This is a genomic window from Lentzea sokolovensis, assembly GCF_033949975.1.
GTDB lineage: Bacteria > Actinomycetota > Actinomycetes > Mycobacteriales > Pseudonocardiaceae > Lentzea > Lentzea sokolovensis.
Genome location: NZ_JAXAVU010000010.1, coordinates 962,529 through 981,796 on the forward strand (window position 1 = coordinate 962,529; position 19,268 = coordinate 981,796).

The following is a 19,268-nucleotide window of genomic DNA, read 5'->3' on the forward strand; positions in this document are numbered from 1 at the left end:
TCTACTTGCTCGCGGGCGCCGCGACGGCGTCCAGCTCGTTGAGGAAGCGGTCGACGGTGCCACGGCGGCGGGAGTCGTCCTCGAGGGACTCGCCCACGACCTTGCTCGCCAGCTCGACAGCGGTGCGGCCGAGGTCGGCACGCAGCTCCGCGACGATCTGGGCGCGCTGAGCGTCCAGCTGGTGCTGGCCCTGCGCGATGATGCGCGAGGACTCGGCCTGCGCCTGCTCGCGCAGCTCCTCGACGATCTGCAGGCCTTCGGCCCGGGCGTCGTCGCGGATGCGGGCGGCCTCGGCGCGAGCCTCGGCCAGCTGCTCCTTGTACTGCTCAAGAGTGCGCTGAGCCTCGGCCTGAGCCTGCTCCGCCTTCTCGATGCCACCCTCGATCTTGGCCGTCCGCTCCGCGTACAGCGCCTCGAAGCGCGGCGAGACGAACTTCTTGATGACGAAGAGGAGGAGCAGGAAGGCGACGAGCCCGAGGATGATCTCCGCGGTGTGCGGAATGACCGGGTTGACCTTCGCAGGGTCCTCCGCGGCCAGGATCAAGGCGTGGAACACGACGTCTCCTAACGCGTTGAAGGGTTAGGTCAGGCGCCGGTCGCGGCGGTCGCGATGAAGTACACGACGAAGCCGATCAGTGCGAGGACCTCGACGATGGCGAAGGTGGTCCACGCGAGGCCGAGCAGCACGCCACGGGCCTCGGGCTGGCGGGCGGTGCCGCTGATGACCGAGGAGAAGATCAGACCGACACCGATGCCGGGGCCAATCGCGGCCAGGCCGTAGCCGATAGCAGCGAGACCCGGGTTGATGTCACCGGCCTGGGCAAGAACGACGGAAGCGCTCACTGTTGCTGTTCCCTTTCACTTCGGTCCGCGAGAGTTCGCGGATCGGAGGCTTTGTGTTTCTCAGTGCTCTTCTGCCAGCGCCATGCCGATGTAGCTGGCAGACAGCAGCGCGAAGATGTAGGCCTGCAGGCACATGATCAGTGCCTCCAGGAAGGTCAGCGCGATGGCGAAGGCGAAGGACACCGGCGCCACGATGACGGTCAGACCGCCATTCAGCAGCAGGAACTCACCAGCCAGGGTGAACACCAGCAGCAGGAGGTGACCCGCGAACATGGCCGCGAAAACTCGGACCGCCAGCGTGATCGGGTTCAGGATGAACTTCTGGATGAACTCGATCGGAATCAGCAGCGGGAGCACGAACCACGGCGCGCCCGGCGGCATCGTCTGGTGCTTCAAGTAGCCCACGAAGCCGTGCCGCTTGAACCCGACGAAGTGGTACACCGGGTAAACGACGAGCAACGAAACGGCGAGCGGGAAGCCGATGTGCGACATCGTGGGGAACTGCACGATCGGGATGAGCCCGAACAGGTTGTTCACCAGGATGAAGCAGAAGATCGTGAGGACGAGCGGGACGAAGGGCTTGAAGTCCTTCGCGCCGATCTGCTCCCTGGCGATGTTGTTGCGCCCGAAGTCGTAAAGCGACTCGGCGGCGAACTGGAACTTGCCGGGAACGACCTTCAGGTTGCGCGTCGCCGCAATGAAGAAGACACCGATGATCACGATCGACAGCACCAGCAGGACCATCGGCTTGGTGACCGAGCCGAAGATCGGCGGGAGGAAGAAGTCCTTCACACCGGGAGCGACGAACTCGCCCCCCGAGGCCAGCAACTTGGTCACTGTGTTCCTTCCGGTTCTCCCGGCCGGCGTTCACTCCGCCGGGGGAATCGTCACGATCTGGACTTAACGTACCTTACGGTTCGCAAGCGACTACCAGAGGCACCCCGCTATCGGGTGTCCCTGGTCTGCGCGGACCATATCAGCAGGTCTAGGCGCCTTCGGACGCGGGGACCACCATCTGACTACGGCTGCGCTTGGAGGCTCTGGCCTCCAGGAACGACGTCACGAGCACCGTCGCCACCAGGGTGATTCCGAGTGCCTTGGGTTCAAGCCACTGCTGGTTGCGCAGCAGGATCACCGCCAGCAGCAACACGATCAGCTTGCCCATGAATCCGCCGAGTGCGGCGACCATCACGAACATCGGATCGAGCGCCGCCGTCTTGCGCATCAACAACAACGTGGCAAGGCTCGAACCGATGGCGATCGCACCACCGATCAATGACCCGAAGAGACCAGCGGTCCCCCAGATCACAGTTGACACGACGACGCCGAGGACAAACGTGCCGAGCGCGGCCCACGCGGCCTCGCGGAACATTTCCCCGGCGAGTCGCTGGACGGTCAGCTCGTGCGTGACGGCCTTGTCCGCGTCGCTCATGTCCCGAAGTCTAGGAACCCGCATTGCGACACCTGCGGGCAGCCCCTCGTTAACGGCGGTTAAGCGGCCCCAAACAAGATGGCGCACCAATTTCCCGGCCGGACAGGATCTGATCGTTGAGCTCGGCCAGCCGTCGTCCCGGCCGAACTCCCAGCTCGTCCGCGAACATCCGGTGAACATCTCGATAGATCGCCAGTGCGTCCGCCGAACGCCCTCCGCGGTGCAACGCCAGCATCAGGAACTCCGCGAACCGTTCGCGCAACGGATACCGCCGGGTCAGTGCACGCAGTTCGGGGACGAGTTCGCGGTGCGCGCCCAGTTCGATCTCCAACTCGATCCTGCGCTCCACCGCGACAAGTCGTTCCTCGTCGAGCCGGTCGGCCTCGAACCGCATGGTCTCCGACGCCATGTCCGCCAACGCCGGCCCGCGCCACAGGGACAGCGCCTCACGGAGGTCACCGAGTTGGGTCCGGACATCGGCGTCCTGGCGCGATACCAGACCACGAAACCTGTGCAGGTCCACTTGATCGGTGTCCACATCGATGCGATAGCCCGTGCTGCTGCGCAAGATCGATGAACCGAGGCCGCCCAGTGCCTGCCTCAAGCGCACGACGTAGACCTGCAGAGTCGAGTTCGCCCTGGACGGTGGTTCGTCCCAGATCTGCTCGACGAGGTCGGCCTGCGCGACCGGCCTGCCCGCACGCAACAGCAGCGCGGCCAGCAGACAGCGCAGCTTGCCCGCTTTGAGCGTGACAGCACCGTCGTTGATCGAAAGTTCTCCGAGCAGACCGAACCTGCAGTTCTCCATGGTTGTCGTTCCCCCCAGGCAGTCAACCTCCAGGAACGCTACTCCATTCGCCTACATCTCATGTAGGCGAATTGGCGTAACCGATGGTTAGCGTCGGTCTCGTTGACAACCACGATCGGAGGGGGATTCCGATGGGCAAGGTTCGAACGGCCTCGATCGCGCTGACCGCCACGACGGCAGCACTGCTGATGATCGCGCCCGCCGCGCACGCGGACTCGAGCGGCATCAACGGCAGCATCGCGGTGACGGCCGCGGGTCAGGGTGGCCATGTGACGCAGGTTCGGGCCAAGGTCACCTCGGTCGGCACATACCTGGCCTTCGACGGCTTCTTCCGGCTGTTCGGTCCCGACTACAGCGTGACCTCGGAAACGCGCAGGTGGGGGCAGAGCAGCCTCTACTACTACAACATGGATCGCCACTACGCGGACGGGCAGAAGCACTGTGCCGAGGGGTGGATGAAGAAGGACGACGGCACGTTCGAGCTGATCGGCCGTCCATGCGTCGAGAACCCGATCTGACCGGCCCATCAGGACTTGCTGCGGGCGTCCCTGAGCCTGGGGATCACTGAGACCACGAACGTCACGATCAGCCCGATGACGAAGCACGTGGCCACGATGATCGGGTCGAACAGCGTGAGCGCGACCGCGCCGAAGGCCAGGACGCCCGCCCACAAGTAGATGAGCAGCACAGCACGACGCTGCGAGTGCCCGATCTCCAGGAGCCGGTGGTGCAGGTGCATCTTGTCCGGTGAGAACGGGCTCTCGCCGCGCCGTGTGCGTCGGATGATGGCCATCAGCAGGTCGAGCAGCGGCACGAACAGCACCGCGGCGACCACGATCAGCGGCGAGAGCAGACCGAGCAGGTCGGCCGCGCTGCCGGTGGCCTGGTTGATCTTGCCGGACGCGCTGGTGGTGGCGGCGGCGAGCATGAGGCCGATGAGCATCGAGCCCGAGTCGCCCATGAAGATGCGCGCGGGGTTGAAGTTGTGCGGCAGGAAGCCGAGGCACGCGCCCGCCAGCACGGCGGCGATCAGGGCCGGCGGGTACGCCTCGACGGCGCCCTGGCGTTCGACGAGCAGACCGATCGAGAACACGGCCGTGGCCGCCGCGGCGATGAGGCCGATGCCCGCCGCCAGTCCGTCGAGGCCGTCGACGAAGTTCATCGCGTTGATCATGGTGACGGCCAGCAACACCGTCAGCAGAGCGCCCTGGTTCTGGTCGAGCGAGATGGTCGCGCCGCCGTCCCACGGCACCCACGCGATCATCCACTGCAGGCCGAACAGCACGAGGATCCCGGCCGCCGTGACCTGGCCGGCGAGCTTGGTGAGCGAGTCGAGCTCGAACCTGTCGTCGATCGCGCCCACGAGCACGATGACGCCGCCCGCGACGATGACGCCCCACGGGTCGTTGGAGAAGTCGAACGCCGCCCGCAGCACCGGCAACTGGTGCGCCACGAACATGCCGCACAGCACGCCGCCGTAGATGGCGACACCACCCATGCGCGGCATCGGCTGCACGTGCACGTCTCGTTGCCGCGGGTACGCCACTGCCCCGAGCCGGAACGCCATCGCGCGCACCAGCCCCACGAGCAGGAACGTCACGACGGCAGCGATCAACGCGACGAGCAGGTACTCGCGCACGGGAAGGACGAACGAGGATGCGGGCCCCACGGGCCTACCAATCAATCGGGGGTGTTCGGGGTGGTCGCCACGGTACTCGCGGCGACCATGATCAATTGTGGCAGCCGCTCGCTACCGCGCGACCTCGACCTCGATGCCGAGCACCTCGTTGACCTCTTCTTTGGTGACAGCGCCCTCGCGCAGGATCAGCGCGTCAGGCCCGGTGAGGTCGACGATGGTCGAGGCGACGTTCTCGCCACTAAGTCCACCATCGAGGTACACGGGCACCGCGTCGCCGAGCTGATCCCGAGCCTCCTGCGCGCTGGAAGCCGGCGCGTGCCCGGTCCTGTTCGCGCTGGACACCGCCATCGGACCAACATCACGCAACAGCTCCAGGGCCACGGGATGCAACGGCATGCGCAGCATCACCGTGCCGCGCGTCTGCCCCAAATCCCACGCCAAGCTGGGCGCGTGCGGCAACACGATGCTCAGCCCACCGGGCCAAAAAGCCTCGATGAGCGCCCGAGCCTGCCGCGGCACGCTGAGAACCAGCCCGTCGATGGTGGTCCAGGACCCGACCAGCACGGGCACGGGCATGTCGGGCCCGCGCCCCTTGGCGTCGAGAAGACTCCGGACGGCTTCCGCGTCGAACGCGTCGCAGCCGATCCCGTAGACGGTGTCGGTGGGCAGGACGACAAGGCGCCCGCTCCGCACCGCGCCGGCGGCAGCGGCAAGCCCCGCCGCGCGATTGCCCGGTTCGCTGCAGTCGTAGACCGTGCTCACCTCGGTGAGCCTAGCCAGCCGCCCCGACAAGGTGTCGCAAGGCCCGGCTAACTGCCTGCGGGGCCGCACCCGGGAGAGCTACTTTTGAGCGGTTTGCTCAGATCTGGGGGAGATCATGGACCAGCAGCACGCAGAGCCACCGAACCCGTGGGCGCCCGCAGGCGCACCACCACCTACGCCGCCAAAACCGCGCACGATGCTGATCGCCGGAATCTCGATCGGCCTGGCGGTACTGCTCGTCGCGGCGGCCGGCGTGTTCGGCATCAGGTACCTCGCCAGCCGTGACCGGCAACCGGCACAGGCGCAGCAGGTGGAGGAGATCACGCTGAAACAGGCGCCCGGCGACGGCCCGCCGCTCAAGTTCGGCGGCACCGCCCTGTACGACGCCTGCTCCGTGATCACGATCGACCAACTGGCTGGACTCGGAGTCTCACTCGACCCGAAGAACGGCATCACCCACGAACACCTCGACGGCGACGTACCACCCGATGCCGCGGCCGCCCAGAGCTCCGCGGACTCCGCCAGCTACTGCGCCTACGTGTTGTCGAATCGGAACTCGCTCAGGGTGAGCGTGCGCCAGACGCCGTTCAACACCGCGGCAGACCTCGCCTTCCTGCAGACCGGTGGAACACGACGACCTGGCACCCCACGCTCAGAAGACGGCCTGTCGCTGATCCAATGGAACGACGCTGAATCCACGACCCAGCACATCGACCTGTGGAAGCCCGATCTCCTGATCAACGTGTACATCGACACGCACAACCCCGGGCCCTACGGCACGATGGACGTCCAGACGTTCGCGACCGCACTCGAACCTCTGGTGAAGTCCGCGATCTCCAAAGGCCCCACCGCTCCGATGCGCCACGTCTACTCAGGACTGCTCGGCAAGGTCAAGAGCCCGTGCGAGGTCATGAGCAGAGCGGCGTTCCGGAAGTCCTTCCCGGCGCACTCGGGTGAAGCGGCGATGACGGAGGGCACGTTCTACCCGGCCGCGTCGAACCGAGGCCCGGAGTGGGAGGGCCAGATCTCCTGCGAGCGCCACAACATCGTGCCGAACGGGGACCTCAACGAGGCCGAGTACCGCGAGCTGCACGTCTCGCTGTCCGTCCGCGAGAACGAACAGGCCGCAACCGAGCACAACACCCTGCTGTGCGGCCTGACGTCCAGGCCCGACATCGCCGACGTGGTCGCCGTGACCCCGTCGGTCGGCACCGGCCGAACCTGCATGCTGAGGATCGGGTCCGACTGGACCCTCCAGTTCCAGCTCGGCCACGTCGGCGTCAGCATCAGGGGCCCCCTCGCCGAGAACCCCACGCAGGACGAGCGCCGCGCGCTGCTCGTCCCCGCGGCGCAGGCGATCGCGGAGGCCGGGCTCATCCGCTGACCCGCGTCTTCATTCTCACTTGCTGCATTCAACACCGCCCTGACCAGGCAAAGTTTCAACCTGAACAGCTTGAGTAGTTCAACGCATCCCCCAAACGGACGCGCAACTGTAAGGTCATGGGTCGACCACAGAGCGCAATCGGGGAGGGTCGAGCTTCTGTGTCTGAAGAAGCAGTGACGAGCGGCAAGGTGGGCACCTTCGCCGACAAGGCCACGGGGGGCTCGTGGACCGACATCTTCGGAGGTGGGCTCCAAGCCATCGCCGACGCCGGCAAGGCGGTCGCGGTCGCGGTCGAGACCCAGCAGCTGTCCGTCGATCCACATCTGGTCGAGGCCATGCTCAAGAAGCTCGACACGATGAAGGACGAGCTCGAGAAGATCATGGAGAAGCGCGCCGAACTGAGCATGGAAGCCAAGCTCGGCGGTGGGTACGCGCAAGACGTCACCAAGACCAACACGGACTTCGGCAAGCAGGCGATCCAGCAGATCCTGGACGTCAACCAAGCGATCGACTCGCTGAAGACGCAGATCGAGAAGAGTCGCGCCTCCTACCAGAATGCCGACCAGTCCGGCGTCGCCTCGCTCAAGAAACTCGACGGGAAGTCATGAAGCGCATCCTCATCTCCGCCTTGATCGGACTCGCCGCGCTGACGGCGGGTTGTACCGGCACATCGGGCAATGCCAACCCGACGCCGACCACCGGCGGCGGCAGCAGCAGCACGCCGACGAGCGACACGGGCAGCGCGTCCGGGTTGAAGGCGCTCAAGCCGTGCGATCTGCTCAGTGGCGCCGACGCGACCGGACTTGGCCTGGAACTTCCCGGCGAGGCGGAAAAGGTGGCGACCTCCGACGGATGCTCCTGGAAGGTGACCGGCAACGGGCGGCTTCGTGCGGGCATTCGCACGGAGGCAGGTGTCAAGGACTTGAACCTGCAGGGCGACAAGGTTTCCGACATCAAGGTCGGCAAGTTCGACGCGACCAAGGTGGAGGCTCCAGACGGAGCCAAGTCCCAGTGCACCGTTGTGATCGGCGTGACCGAGAGCTCCTCGGTAGCGGTCATCGCGACGTTGAGCCTGTCCTCCGAGGACACTGCAGCCGCATGCGAGCGCGCGTCGAAGGCTGCTGACTTGATCGCACCCAAGCTGCCGTAACGACGTCCGAGGGGGGACCTCATGGCGCCCGTCAAGCCCACCATTCCAACACCCAACGCGAACTACCCCGGCCAGCAGCACGAGCAGATGAAGACTCTGGTCACCCAGAACTACGTCCCTGACACCGCGACCACCGTCAGCGAGGCGTGGAAGTCGCTCGGCACCACCTTCAAGGAGTTGGCGACCGACTTCAACATCTTGATCAACGGATCGCAGAGCGCGTGGACAGGACGGGCAGCCGACGGAGTCCGGCAGGCTCTGAGCAAGATCGGCACGTTCGCGGACCAGACCGGCGACGGGTTCACCCGCGTCTCCACAGCCATCGAACAGCAGCGTGAGGCCGCGGTGCAGGCGAACCGCAGCATGCCCGAGCCGGTCAGCTTCAGTCCGATGGACATCATGAAGAAGTGGACCGGTCCCTCGGTCATCTTCCCGCCGGCCATGGTGGGCGCGCCGTTCGAGATGCTCTCCAAGCACAACGAACAGCAAGAGGCCAAGGCTGAAGCCGTTCAGGTCATGCAGACGCGTGACAACACGATGATGTCGGCGGCGATGTCCATGCCCACCATGGAATCCACGCCGCAGGTCACGCAGGACCAGGGCGTCACGCAGCCGAGCAGCACCACCAGCTCGCACAGCCTGAGCAACGTCAACGCCAACCAGCAGTTCAGCAACAGCAGCAACACGGGCATGCCGTCGACACCTCCGGGTTCCAACAACGGCACGACCAACGCCGCGTGGGCCGCGCCTCAGGTCAAGGACCCGTTGCTGCAGCCAGGCAACAACAACCAGAACAACCCCGGCGGCCAGAACCGGCCCCCGTTCACCCCGCCCGGAGTGTTGCCTCCTGGTGTGCGACCGCCCGGCGGCGGCACGCAGGGCAGGCCTCCAGGCGGCGGTCCCGGCACGGGGCGCGGTGGCCCCGGCGGCGGCGGTGGTGCAGGTGGCGGTCGCGGCATGGGCCCTGGCGGCATGGCGGGCGTCGGCGGTTCCGGGCGCGGGATGGGGAGCTTCGGCCCCGCCAACCCCGGCGGTGGTGCCGGCGTCATGGGCGGCGGCGGTCCGGGTGGCACGGGTGCCGCCGGTGCGGGTGCGGCGGGTCGTGCGGGTGCGGCCGGCGGCATGGGTGCCGGGGGTGGCGCTGGTGGCGGCAAAGGCGGGGAGGACGACAAGGAGCACAAGTCGAACTACCTCATCCCCACCGATGAGTTCTTCGACGACGATCGCATGGTCGCGCCGCCGGTGATCGGCGGATGAGGCGGATCGCGCAGCTCTCCCTGCCCGCGTTCGAGGTCCTCTGGGAGGACCTGCGGGCGGGGAGCATCCCGTACCCCTTCGACGTCAGCCAGCACGGCGAGACGCTCGACGAACGCGCGCGCATCAAGGCCTCCGTGCACGCCGACCTCGAACGCCGGAACCTGGTACGGCGCGGCAGGCCTGAGCCGGACCTCGAGGACGCGCTGAACCTGTTGGCGCGCCCCGAACTCCGCGTGATCGCCCTGTGCATCCCGGACATGAACCAGCAGAAGCTGGTCCGCGCGAGCGTGGTGGCGCGCGGCGGTTACGCGGTGCTGGTGACACAGGACGACACGGCCGTCACGCTGAACCTGGTGCAGCCCAACGAGATCGCCACGAGTCTCGCGAACGCCATGCCTCCGGGCCGCCCAGGCCCCGGCAAGCCGGTGACGGTGCCGGCCCAGGCCTTCGAAGCCCAGCAGCAGCAACAGGAGGGCTTCCGGCAGGCGGTTCGCACGATGGAGAACGACGACGTCCGCATCGCCAAGCAGATGCTGACCGGGCCCGCCATCGGCAACGGCCACTTCCTCGTGCAGCTGGGACAGGGCCGCACCAAGCGCGACTTCCCGCCGGTCACCTGGATCGACACGAACCGGGGCCGCTACTCCAACATCGAGACCCGCAGCGGCTGGTTCACCATCAGCCCCGCGGACAACATGGGCCTGGCACGGCACCTCGGACAGGTTCTGGCGATGACGAGCGAACGATGAACCCGGAACAGATGATCGCGGACCTGGAGCCCCGGGCACCGTCACCTCGCCCAACGAGGCGGTGACCGTCCAGGTCGCACCGAACGGCGCGCTGCAGCATCGAGTTCTCGCCCACCGCGATGCGTCTGACACACGCGGCTTCCGGTGCGCGAACCCGCGCCGAAGCAGTAGGCGTACACGCGGTCACGCGCGAGGCGGCGGATCCTCATAGCGCGTGACCGCGTGCCCTCCCCGCGGAGAACATACGACCGTTTGACCCCAACGGGCCCAAACGACGCGTTATTGGCCAGGATTTGGCCACTCCGCCCAGGACTCCACGACTCGCAGGCCGCTGCGCAGCGCGGTGAGGCCCTCGCGGAACACCGTCATCGTGCGGCGGATCGGTACGTCGGACGCCTCCAGGCGGTGCGTCGACGTCAGGAGGGCTTCCACGCCCGGTACGAGGTCGTCCAGTTCCGAGAAACGCGCAGCCGAGGGAACGCCGGCCGAGCGCAGGGCTCGGTCCGTCTCGAAGGCTTGGCGTTCGAACGTGCGGCCGGCATCTCGCAGGCGGACGGCGGCAGGGGCCAGCGCCGCCTGGTCGACGCCCAGCAGGGCCTGGAAGTCCGCCACCACGCTGCTGCAGGAGTCGATCACCACCTCGACGTCGCGGGAGAATCGGGCCAGCAAAGCGGGAACATCGACCTCGGGCGGAACGGGAGGTGCGAGCAGCGTGCGTTCGGCGGCTTCCACGTTGTCCACGAGTTCTGACGCCAGCGCGAGCATCGTGCGGCGCCATGCCGGGGATGACGGGCCCTCGATCCAGGCTTCGCGGACGCTGCGGTGCTGGCGTTCGACGACCAGTTGCACGGCCAGGTCGGGGTTGTGTTCGGTCAGGTGGTCGGCGCCGAGCAGGACGACGGGGAGCAGGAGGCCTCGCACGCCGTCCACGAAAGCCTGGTTGTAGAAGAGGAACAGCTCCTCGCGGCAGTACGGGCGGTCGAAGTAGCGGCGGGTCAGCACCGGGATCAGCACGGTGGTGCCGCGGACGGCGGAGCGCAGGGTCGGCTGGACGAGGTCTCCCCAGCCGATGGCCTCGCGGTCGAGGAAGATCTCCAGCGAGCGGCCCCGGTCCGCGTAGGCGTAGTGGCGCAGTGCTGTGGCGAACGGGGCGACGAAGTCCATCACCACGTCGTCCTGGCGCGCGTAGCTCAGGAAGCAACGGATCGGCGGCGCGTCCGAGAAGCGCGTCATTTGCCCTCGTTCGGCGCATTGACAATGTGCAATTCGGCCACCTCTGCCCCATTCCGATCAGGAGCGACTATTGTGCCAGCAACGGTACGAATTGCATGTTGTTCGTTGTCTCACCATGTCCCTGACCAGCACAAACACAGAGTGCTCGATTTCAATGACAGAAAGTGGACAGGACAATGTCAACTCCCGCGGCAACGACGGGAAACGATTCTCCGAAGTTGCGCGACGACACAACCCGCTTCCTCTGCGGAGCCGCTCACCGAGACGAGGAGTTCGCGGACTCGGCCATTCGCGAGTACCTCGTCGAGGCCACTCGGTCGATTCCGCGGTCGCCAGGAGTCAACTCCGGCGCGGTGTTGCGGGAGGCGGTGGCGGCACGCACGCGGCGCAAAGTGCGCGACGCTCTGTTGCTGGCGCTGGCGGTCGTGGTGCTGTTCGCCGCGAACGGGACGCTGCTCGTGGGGTGGCTGGTGGTCGCCTCGATCGTGGCGGTCGGGACCGGGGCGCGCTTGGCGCTCACGCGTCCGAAGAAGACCGCGCCTCACATGCGCGGGCCGGCCGTGCTCGGCTCGATCGCCAGCGCGATCGCGCTTTTCTTCGTGCTGTACAAGTTCATGGAAGAGCTCGCCGCCTCCAGCGAGTACTGCAGGCCCAGGTACGAGGTGTGCGAGCAGGAGAGCAGCGGCGCCGTGCTCGCGACCTTGATCATCGCGATCGCGCTGATCTTCGCGGTGCTGCTGGGCGATCGGGTCGTGACCTGGCTGCTGGTGACGAAGAGCTTCCGGCGCGCCGGTTTCCGCACCAGCAAGGGCGAGGAGCAGCTGTGGCGAAACGAGTGGAAGTTCCGGGAACTTGGGCACTCGAACTACGCCGAAGCGCTCGCGCTCTATCCGACCGAGAACGACGCCGAGCCTGACGACGCGAACGAGGCGCAGGTGATCGTCTATCACGGCTATCGCCCGTTCGTCGGCTCCGGCACGATGTTCGAACCGTGGTCCATGGCGCTGCCTCTCCGGCTCGCCAAGGACAAGACCGACGCGCCACTGCCCGGATTCGCCCTCGTGGAGCTGTACGACCGGATCACGAGCGAACTGGTCAAGACGGGCCGCTCGCCGTCGCTCTCACCGGGGCATCGGTTGCGCGGGCTGAAGACCGGTGACCGCGTCGTCATCTCCTCGGTCGAGCTGATCGACCACATCGACGACGCCGAAGCGCGAATCGTGTTGCCGAACAAGGATCATTCGCCGGAGTCGGCGGTGGACAGGTCCGTTGTGGACGATCTGATCGCCAGGCCGATGGAGTGGATGCGCTACTTCCGCTCGTTCCAGGTCGAGACGTGGGACCGCGACGTCGTCCTCTCCGCGTACCTGACGTTCGGACTCGACGAGGAGATGCTCTACGTCGAGTGGACTCCCTGCATCCTGCACCCGATCCACGCCCACCACCGGCAGATCGACGTGCTGCCGGAACAGTCGATGCGCCCGTTCCTCGACGCGATCGTCGACCTGCTGAAGTTCCCCGCGTCGCTGCCGAAGCGGTTCGCCACGGCCGTGGGCTGGATGAACCCGATCCACCAGGCGGAAGGCACGTTCGTCGCGGCACGGTACGGCGCCAGCAACAGCCTGCGCGAGCTCGCGAGCAGGAACCAGGTCGACAACTACTTCCAGCTCACCGACGTCGAGCGCTACATCAAGGTGCTGGAGTCACGGCTGTTGCGCACTCTGGGCGAGTTCCTGGAGAGCAAGGGAATCTCGGTCACCGAGTTCATGGAACAGGCCATGCAGGTGACGAGCAACAACGTGCACATCACGGGCCCGGTGATCTCCAGCAACATCGCCACGGCCGGCAAGGCACGCACCGGCAACACCGGCACGACCAGGGGTAAGTCATGAACGAACGCAACTTCGAGATCCAGGGGCCGGTGATCGGCAGCAACATCGGCACCAGTGGACGCGCCAGAACCGGGGACGTCCACATCGGACACATCAAGGACGTGAGCGCCGTGCTGCGGCTGCTCGACGAGCTGCGCGAGGACCTGACCGAGACCCAGGCACCCACGTCCACGATCGAGACGGTGGACGATCTCCGCGCCGAGGCACGCAAACCCAAGCCCAGCAAGGACGTCGCGGACCACCTGATGGACAAGCTGGCGGACCGCGGCCTCGGCGAGCAGATGAAGGACCTGTCGAAGGCCTTCGACGCGCTCTTCTAAAACGATCTAACCGACTTTGCGGGCGGTCGCGAACCGGGGCCGCCCCGCCAGGTCGGCGTGATCGGTGACGTCCGCGAGCACCCGGCGCGCGGCCAGCAGCGCCGGCACGGACTCCCCCTGCGTGTCGTCGTGCTCGATGCCGACGGACCCGCCGGGCTTGAGCCAGCGCGCCGCCGCCCGCACGACGTGCCGAATCACGTCCAGCCCGTCCGCGCCGGAGAACACCGCGTGGTGCGGATCGTGCACACCCACCTCGGGCTGCACGGGAGTTCCCTCTGGCACGTAAGGCGGATTGCACACCACGAGATCCACCAGACCGTCCAGATCGGACAGCAGCGACGGGTCGGTGGCGTCCCCCGAGTGCAACCGGATCGGCGTGTCCCCGGCGGCCACCCGCGCGTTCGCGTTCCGCCGCGTCCACGAGATCGCCTGCGGATCGATCTCCACCGCGTGCACCACGGCGTCCGGGCGCGCGGCCGCGATGGACAACGCCAGCGCACCCGTTCCCGTGCACAGGTCCACGACGACCGGTGAGGAAACGCCGACCAGCGCCTTGAGGCCCCACTCCATCAGCAGTTCGGTCTCCGGCCGCGGCACGAACACACCGGGCCCGACCTCGACGGTGATGGTGCCCATCGGCGACCAGCCGAGGATGTGCTGCAACGGAATGCGCGAGGCACGAACGAGCACGAGCTTGTGCAGCTGGTCGATCACCGACGGATCGACCAGCGGGATGAGCGGCAACCGCCCGCGCTCGACTCCGAGCACGTGCGCGGCCAGGTACTCCGCGTCGACGCGCGGACTGTCCACACCCGCCTCGGCGAGGATCTTGGCCGCCTCGGAGACGGCGAGGCGGAGCGGTTGCCGGTTCATCATCAGATGAGAAAACTACCTCAGAAGTTGATCATGTGCCCGGCCAGGCCGTGCACCGCTTCCTTGACGGCCTCCGACAGCGTCGGGTGCGCGTGGACGTTGCGCGCGACCTCGTTGACGGTGAGGTCCCACTGCTGCGCCAGCGTGAGCTCGGGCAGCAGCTCGGTCGCCTCGGGGCCGATGATGTGGCCGCCGAGCAACTCGCCGTGCTTGCCGTCGCTGATCAGCTTCACGAACCCGGCGAAGTCGCCGAGGCCGTGCGCCTTGCCGTTCGCGGTGAACGGGAACTTCGCGACCTGGACGTCGAAGCCCTTCTCGCGGGCCTGCGCCTCGGTGTAGCCGAACGACGCGATCTGCGGCTGGCAGAACGTCGCCCGCGGGATCATGACGAAGTCGAGCTCCATCGTCTCGGCGCCCGCGATGGTCTCCGCGGCGATGATGCCCATCGACTCGGCGGCGTGCGCGAGCATCAGCTTCGCGGTGACGTCGCCGATCGCGAAGATGTGCGGCACGGACGTGCGGCCGCGGCCGTCGATGTCGATCGCACCGCGCTCGGTGAGCTTCACGCCGGTGTTCTCCAGGCCGTAGCCCTCGACGCGCGGCACGAAACCGATGGCCTGCATGACCTTGTCGGCTTCCAGGACCTCCTGGGCGCCGTCCTTCGACACCGTGACGCGGACCTTCTCGCCCGACTCGTCGATCGACTCGACCCGCGTGCCGACGCGGACGTCGACGCCCAGCTTCTTGTAGCGCTTGAGCAGCTCGGCGGAGATCTCGGCGTCCTCCAGCGGCACCATCCGGTCGAGGAACTCGACGATGGTGACCTTCACGCCGTAGTTGTGCATGACGTAGGCGAACTCGACGCCGATCGCGCCGGCGCCCGCGATGATGATCGAGTCGGGCAGCTGCTCGGTCATGATCTGCTCTTCGTAGGTCACGACGCGGTCGGACTTCTGCGTGTTCGGCAGCATCCGGGTCGTGGCGCCCACGGCGATGATCGCGTGGCCGAACGTGATCGTCTCGTCCCCGACGGTCAGCGAGTGGTCGTCGGTGAAGTTGGCCCACCCGTTGTACTCGGTGATGCCGTTCTTCTTCATGAGGAAGTGCACGCCCTTGACGCGCCCGTCCGCGACCTTGCGGCTGCGCTGCCACGCCTGGCCGTAGTCGAAGCTCACGGTGCCGTCGACCTTGATGCCGAACGTCTTCTGCTCGTGCGTGAAGATGTGCGCGAGCTCAGCGTTGCGCAGCAGGGCCTTCGAAGGGATGCAGCCGACGTTCAGGCAGACGCCGCCCCAGTACTTCTCCTCGACGATGGCGGTCTTCAGCCCGAGCTGAGCCGCACGGATCGCGGCGACGTACCCGCCGGGACCCGCACCCACGACCACGACATCAAAGTGTGCGCTCATAAGCACACAACCTAGCTCCCGAGCTGCTCCCGCAAGAACTCAACCGTCCGTTTCCAGGCGTTCGCCTGAGCGTGCGCGGTCGCGTGCGGGACACCACCACCCGAGAAGGTGACACCGGGACCCGGATAGGTCACGTCGGTGGCCGGCCGGTGCGGCGGGCCCGCGATCAGGTGTCCTGCCTCGGGATACACGACGTGCTCGTACGGGAACGGGTGCTCGTGGTCCTTGAGCCGCCGCATCGCGACCTCGCTCAGGTCGACGCTGGGCCACCCGTCGTCCTGTCCGGACGAGATGAGCAACACACCCCCGACGATCCGTTCGACGGGGATCTCGGTGTCCTCGGGGATGCCGTCCTCGGTGCTGAACGCGAGCCGCAACGGCACCGGTTCGTCGTTGACGATCTTCGCCCGCAGCTCGTCGCCGATCTCGTACGGCAGATACGGCAGCGGCTCGCCCTTGAGGGTCCACGACGCCGCTTCGTACGAGAGCTTCTGCAACAGGTTGGCGCCCGGCCCGATCGCCTGCGTCACCACGCCGCTGCCGACGACACTCACCACGGCACTGACCTGCGAGAACGTCGCGCCGACGAGCAACGCCAGCTCACCGCCGCGCGACCCGCCGATGACACCGATCTCGCCCGCGTGTTCGGAGAGGTAGTCGATGGCCTTGCCGAAGTACTCGAGCGGGATGTCGACGAGGTTCTCGGGCAGGCCCTTCATGCCGAAGTAGCCGAGCGCGAACGTGACGAACCCGTGCCCGGCCAGCAGCGCCGCGTCAGTCTCGTGGATGCCGCCTTCGGACCCGCTGAGCACGATGACGCCCGGCAGCTCGCCTCCGTCGTCCTCAGGGGCGAACAGCGTGCCGACCAGTCCGTTCTCCCGGACCTCCAGCCGCTCGACGCCCTCGGGCACAGCGAGCCGTTCGAGAACGCGGTCCCCCACGCCCTCGACGGACAGCACGGTGGGGCCGGCCTTGCCACCGGTGCGTTCCAACGACCAGAACAACCCCATCGGGTCAACGCCGCGATAGCTGCCATCGAGCGGTGCGTGCCTGGTCAGATCTACGACGCCACGGTCGTCCGCCTCGAACACGGCATGAGAGGCGCGATCGCCCGTGGAGAGCTGCACGGTGACTGTCTGGCCGGGTTTCAGCCCGGCCACGACCACGTCGACCGACTGGTCGAGGGGCGCTGACTGCGGATTCACCAAGATCTCGGCCACAACGCGCCCCTCCCACGTCGGATTACCCGCCTGCGAGCCGTTCTGCCCGGTCAGCGGCGGCGAGTGCGTCCACCACCGCGTCCAGGTCACCGTCGAGCACCTGGTCCAGGTTATGCGCTTTGTACCCAACCCGGTGATCGGAGATGCGTGATTCGGGGAAGTTGTAGGTCCTCACCCGTTCACTGCGGTCGACGGTGCGGATCTGGGTGCGCCGCGCGTCCGACTGCTCCTGCGCCTTCTGCTCCTCGGCGAGGGCCACGAGACGGCTCTGCAGCACCTGCATGGCGCGAGCCTTGTTCTGCAACTGGCTGCGCTCGTTCTGGCACGACGTGACGATGCCGGTCGGCAGGTGCGTGATGCGCACGGCGGAGTCGGTGGTGTTGACCGACTGACCACCCTTGCCGGACGACCGGTAGACGTCGATCCGCAGGTCCTTCTCGTCGATCTCGACCGCGGCGGTCTCCTCGGTCTCCGGGAAGACGAGAACACCGGCGGCGGAGGTGTGAATGCGCCCCTGCGACTCGGTGACGGGCACGCGCTGCACGCGGTGCACGCCGCCCTCCCACTTCAGCCGGCTCCACACCCCGTCCGGCACCGGGTTCTTGGTCTTGATGGAGACGGTGACGTCCTTGAACCCGCCGAGGTCGGAGTCGGTGCCGTCGAGCATCTCGACCTTCCACCCGTGGCGCTCCGCATACCGCGTATACATACGCAGTAGGTCCCCGGCGAACAGCGCGGACTCCTCGCCACCTTCACCGGACTTGATCTCCAGCAGCACGTCGTCGCCGTCGTGCGGGTCACGCGGCAGCAGCAGTTCGTTGAGCTTCTCCTCCAGCTTGGGGAGCTGCTCCTCGATCTGCTCGACCTCCTCCTGGAAGGACCGGTCCTCGGCAGCGAGTTCCTTCGCCGCCTCCAGATCACTCTTCGCCTGCTCGATCTCCCGCGCCGTCTTCACGACGGGCCCGAGCGCGGCGTACCGCTTGCCGAGCTTGCGCGCCCCCGCCTGGTCAGCGTGCACGGAGGGATCGGCGAGCTTCTTCTCCAGCTCGTCGTACTCGGCGAGCAAGCTGTCCAGCGACTGCGACACGTCTCCTGCTTTCGTTGGGTTTCCGTGGAAACGGCGACGGCGCCCGCCCCGGCCAGAAGGCCGAGGTCAGGCGCCGTGAAAGCAGCTACTTGTTGCGCTTGCCGTAACGCGCCTCGAAGCGCGCGACGCGACCGCCGGTGTCCAGGATGCGCTGCTTGCCCGTGTAGAACGGGTGGCAGTTGGAGCACATTTCGACGCGAACCTCGGAAGCCGAGGTGCTGCGCGTCGTGAACGTGTTCCCGCAGCTGCAGGTCACTTCGGTGGGGGTGTACTCGGGGTGGATGCCAGTCTTCAAGATCTTGTCCCTTTCAAGGATGGCCGCCGGGTCCCAGTTGGTGAACGGGTGAACCGGAGCCGGACTCGACCATTTAGTTTGCCAGACCGTTCAACACGTGCAAAAACGCGGTTGTTCCCAACCCCGCCCCGTGGCCTAAGTCACAGCCGCTTAACCTCCGTGATACGCCGTTCGGCGCAAGGTGTGGCCGCTCGGCCAAATACGACTCCATGTTGTTGGCGGGTCTCCATCAGACTGTGTGCCGTGTTCTGCACCTCAGAGCGGCCGATGAACCAGCACACGTGGCTGGCAGTGCCGTTCCTGTTCTCCGCCGCCGTGTTCGGCCTCATGGGGTCGGCAGGGCTGATCACGGCTTCCTGGACCACGGTGCCGCTGTCACCGGTGGTGACGGGAGCCGGCGTGGCAGTGGCCGCGGCGGTCTCCGGCGGGGTGCGCTGGAAGCGAACCTGGCAACGCACCTGGCTGAGGTGGCCCTACCTGGCAGCAGTCCTGGCGCTCGGCGTCGTGGAGGGCGCGGTGGAGGTACCCGCCGTGGCCGCGACGGTGGTGGGACTGCCGGTGCTGATGGGCCTGGCGTTCCAGGCGCTGATGCAGAACGACGAGAGCCGCCAGACCACCCGCTGCCGCTGACCAGCGCAAACGCAGGCTGACGCAGGGGTCCCCTTGAGTTCAGGATCCCCCGCGACCCAACTTAGCGACGAGGTCTGACACTCCCGCGAAGCGAGAGCAAGGGCGCCCGCGAGCCCGAAGGCGAGCAGCCAGAGCACGCGGTCACGGCAAGCACCGCCCGCAAGCGATGCCGAAGGCAAGCAGTCAGAGCACGCGGTCACGGCGAACGCCTGATCACCCGCGATGCCGGAGGCGAGCCGTCCTTACCGTGCGGTCCGGGTGGGGTGGCTTCGTCACGAGTCGTGCCAT

The 19,268-nt window shown here is 66.9% G+C and carries 22 protein-coding genes; 9 read left to right on the forward strand and 13 right to left on the reverse strand.

Translation table 11 applies throughout. The annotated features are described in order from the left end of the window. Position 1: 1 nt before the first annotated feature. From SK854_RS26610 to SK854_RS26630, 5 genes are all read right to left on the reverse strand, one after another. Positions 2-544: a F0F1 ATP synthase subunit B gene (locus SK854_RS26610; protein WP_093593714.1), complete on the reverse strand. Its 543-nt coding sequence runs from the start codon at positions 542-544 to the stop codon at positions 2-4. A gap of 41 nt (positions 545-585) precedes the next feature. Beyond that, positions 586-843, reverse strand: coding sequence for an ATP synthase subunit c family protein (locus SK854_RS26615; RefSeq protein ID WP_319977816.1), 258 nt, complete (start codon positions 841-843; stop codon positions 586-588). Positions 844-903: 60 nt separating this feature from the next. Continuing rightward, the gene (gene atpB / locus SK854_RS26620; RefSeq protein ID WP_093592705.1) at positions 904-1,680 is read right to left on the reverse strand and encodes a F0F1 ATP synthase subunit A; all 777 of its coding nucleotides are present in this window, start codon (positions 1,678-1,680) and stop codon (positions 904-906) included. 148 nt (positions 1,681-1,828) lie between these two features. Further along, positions 1,829-2,275 carry a hypothetical protein gene (locus SK854_RS26625; RefSeq protein ID WP_093592702.1) on the reverse strand — a complete coding sequence of 149 codons (447 nt, stop codon included), beginning with the start codon at positions 2,273-2,275 and terminating at the stop codon, positions 1,829-1,831. A 49-nt stretch (positions 2,276-2,324) separates the two neighbouring features. Next, on the reverse strand, positions 2,325-3,083 hold the full coding sequence (locus tag SK854_RS26630; protein WP_319977817.1) for an AfsR/SARP family transcriptional regulator: 759 nt from the start codon (positions 3,081-3,083) through the stop codon (positions 2,325-2,327). Between the two features lie 131 nt (positions 3,084-3,214). On the opposite strand from SK854_RS26630, the gene SK854_RS26635 reads away from it, so the two are divergent. Further along, positions 3,215-3,601, forward strand: a complete 387-nt coding sequence (locus tag SK854_RS26635) for a hypothetical protein (protein WP_319977818.1) — start codon at positions 3,215-3,217, stop codon at positions 3,599-3,601. A gap of 8 nt (positions 3,602-3,609) precedes the next feature. Here the strand turns inward: SK854_RS26635 and SK854_RS26640 are convergent, their stop codons facing one another. Both SK854_RS26640 and SK854_RS26645 read right to left on the reverse strand, forming a co-directional pair. Next, positions 3,610-4,752, reverse strand: coding sequence for a glycosyltransferase family 4 protein (locus SK854_RS26640; RefSeq protein WP_093592693.1), 1,143 nt, complete (start codon positions 4,750-4,752; stop codon positions 3,610-3,612). Positions 4,753-4,833: 81 nt separating this feature from the next. Then, complete coding sequence (locus SK854_RS26645; protein ID WP_319977819.1) at positions 4,834-5,484, reverse strand: L-threonylcarbamoyladenylate synthase; 651 nt, start codon at positions 5,482-5,484, stop codon at positions 4,834-4,836. Between the two features lie 196 nt (positions 5,485-5,680). Between SK854_RS26645 and SK854_RS26650 the strand changes: the two genes are divergently transcribed. The 5 genes from SK854_RS26650 (at position 5,681) to SK854_RS26670 (ending at position 10,024) form a co-directional block, all read left to right on the forward strand. Next, positions 5,681-6,868 (forward strand): hypothetical protein, encoded by a 1,188-nt coding sequence (locus SK854_RS26650; protein WP_319977820.1) that lies wholly within the window; start codon positions 5,681-5,683, stop codon positions 6,866-6,868. A 158-nt stretch (positions 6,869-7,026) separates the two neighbouring features. Beyond that, positions 7,027-7,476 carry a hypothetical protein gene (locus SK854_RS26655; RefSeq protein WP_319977821.1) on the forward strand — a complete coding sequence of 150 codons (450 nt, stop codon included), beginning with the start codon at positions 7,027-7,029 and terminating at the stop codon, positions 7,474-7,476. Further along, the gene (locus SK854_RS26660) at positions 7,473-8,018 is read left to right on the forward strand and encodes a DUF3558 domain-containing protein (protein WP_319977822.1); all 546 of its coding nucleotides are present in this window, start codon (positions 7,473-7,475) and stop codon (positions 8,016-8,018) included. The genes SK854_RS26655 and SK854_RS26660 overlap by 4 nt, the downstream gene beginning before the upstream one ends. A 21-nt stretch (positions 8,019-8,039) precedes the next feature. Next, positions 8,040-9,275, forward strand: a complete 1,236-nt coding sequence (locus SK854_RS26665; RefSeq protein WP_319977823.1) for a hypothetical protein — start codon at positions 8,040-8,042, stop codon at positions 9,273-9,275. Beyond that, positions 9,272-10,024, forward strand: coding sequence for an ESX secretion-associated protein EspG (locus SK854_RS26670; RefSeq protein ID WP_319977824.1), 753 nt, complete (start codon positions 9,272-9,274; stop codon positions 10,022-10,024). The genes SK854_RS26665 and SK854_RS26670 overlap by 4 nt, the downstream gene beginning before the upstream one ends. Positions 10,025-10,303: 279 nt before the next feature. Here the strand turns inward: SK854_RS26670 and SK854_RS26675 are convergent, their stop codons facing one another. Further along, positions 10,304-11,257 carry a TIR domain-containing protein gene (locus SK854_RS26675; RefSeq protein ID WP_319977825.1) on the reverse strand — a complete coding sequence of 318 codons (954 nt, stop codon included), beginning with the start codon at positions 11,255-11,257 and terminating at the stop codon, positions 10,304-10,306. Between the two features lie 218 nt (positions 11,258-11,475). On the opposite strand from SK854_RS26675, the gene SK854_RS26680 reads away from it, so the two are divergent. Beyond that, entirely contained in the window at positions 11,476-13,149 is a 1,674-nt protein-coding gene (locus SK854_RS26680) for a hypothetical protein (protein WP_319977826.1), read from the forward strand. After that, a complete protein-coding gene (locus SK854_RS26685; protein WP_319977827.1) occupies positions 13,146-13,469 on the forward strand; it encodes a hypothetical protein in 324 nt (107 codons plus the stop codon). The genes SK854_RS26680 and SK854_RS26685 overlap by 4 nt, the downstream gene beginning before the upstream one ends. 6 nt (positions 13,470-13,475) lie before the next feature. On the opposite strand, the gene prmC is transcribed toward SK854_RS26685, so the two are convergent. The 5 genes from prmC to rpmE form a co-directional block, all read right to left on the reverse strand. After that, positions 13,476-14,342, reverse strand: coding sequence for a peptide chain release factor N(5)-glutamine methyltransferase (prmC, locus tag SK854_RS26690; RefSeq protein ID WP_319977828.1), 867 nt, complete (start codon positions 14,340-14,342; stop codon positions 13,476-13,478). A gap of 20 nt (positions 14,343-14,362) precedes the next feature. Further along, entirely contained in the window at positions 14,363-15,748 is a 1,386-nt protein-coding gene (gene lpdA, locus SK854_RS26695; RefSeq protein ID WP_319977829.1) for a dihydrolipoyl dehydrogenase, read from the reverse strand. An 11-nt stretch (positions 15,749-15,759) separates the two neighbouring features. Beyond that, complete coding sequence (locus SK854_RS26700; protein WP_319977830.1) at positions 15,760-17,058, reverse strand: acyl-CoA thioester hydrolase/BAAT C-terminal domain-containing protein; 1,299 nt, start codon at positions 17,056-17,058, stop codon at positions 15,760-15,762. Continuing rightward, positions 16,991-18,055, reverse strand: coding sequence for a peptide chain release factor 1 (gene prfA / locus SK854_RS26705; RefSeq protein WP_319977831.1), 1,065 nt, complete (start codon positions 18,053-18,055; stop codon positions 16,991-16,993). Before prfA ends, SK854_RS26700 begins: the two co-directional genes overlap by 68 nt. An 85-nt stretch (positions 18,056-18,140) precedes the next feature. After that, a complete protein-coding gene (gene rpmE / locus SK854_RS26710; protein WP_030480430.1) occupies positions 18,141-18,350 on the reverse strand; it encodes a 50S ribosomal protein L31 in 210 nt (69 codons plus the stop codon). Positions 18,351-18,593: 243 nt separating this feature from the next. Between rpmE and SK854_RS26715 the strand changes: the two genes are divergently transcribed. Continuing rightward, positions 18,594-18,980 (forward strand): hypothetical protein, encoded by a 387-nt coding sequence (locus SK854_RS26715; protein WP_319977832.1) that lies wholly within the window; start codon positions 18,594-18,596, stop codon positions 18,978-18,980. Positions 18,981-19,268: the final 288 nt, after the last annotated feature.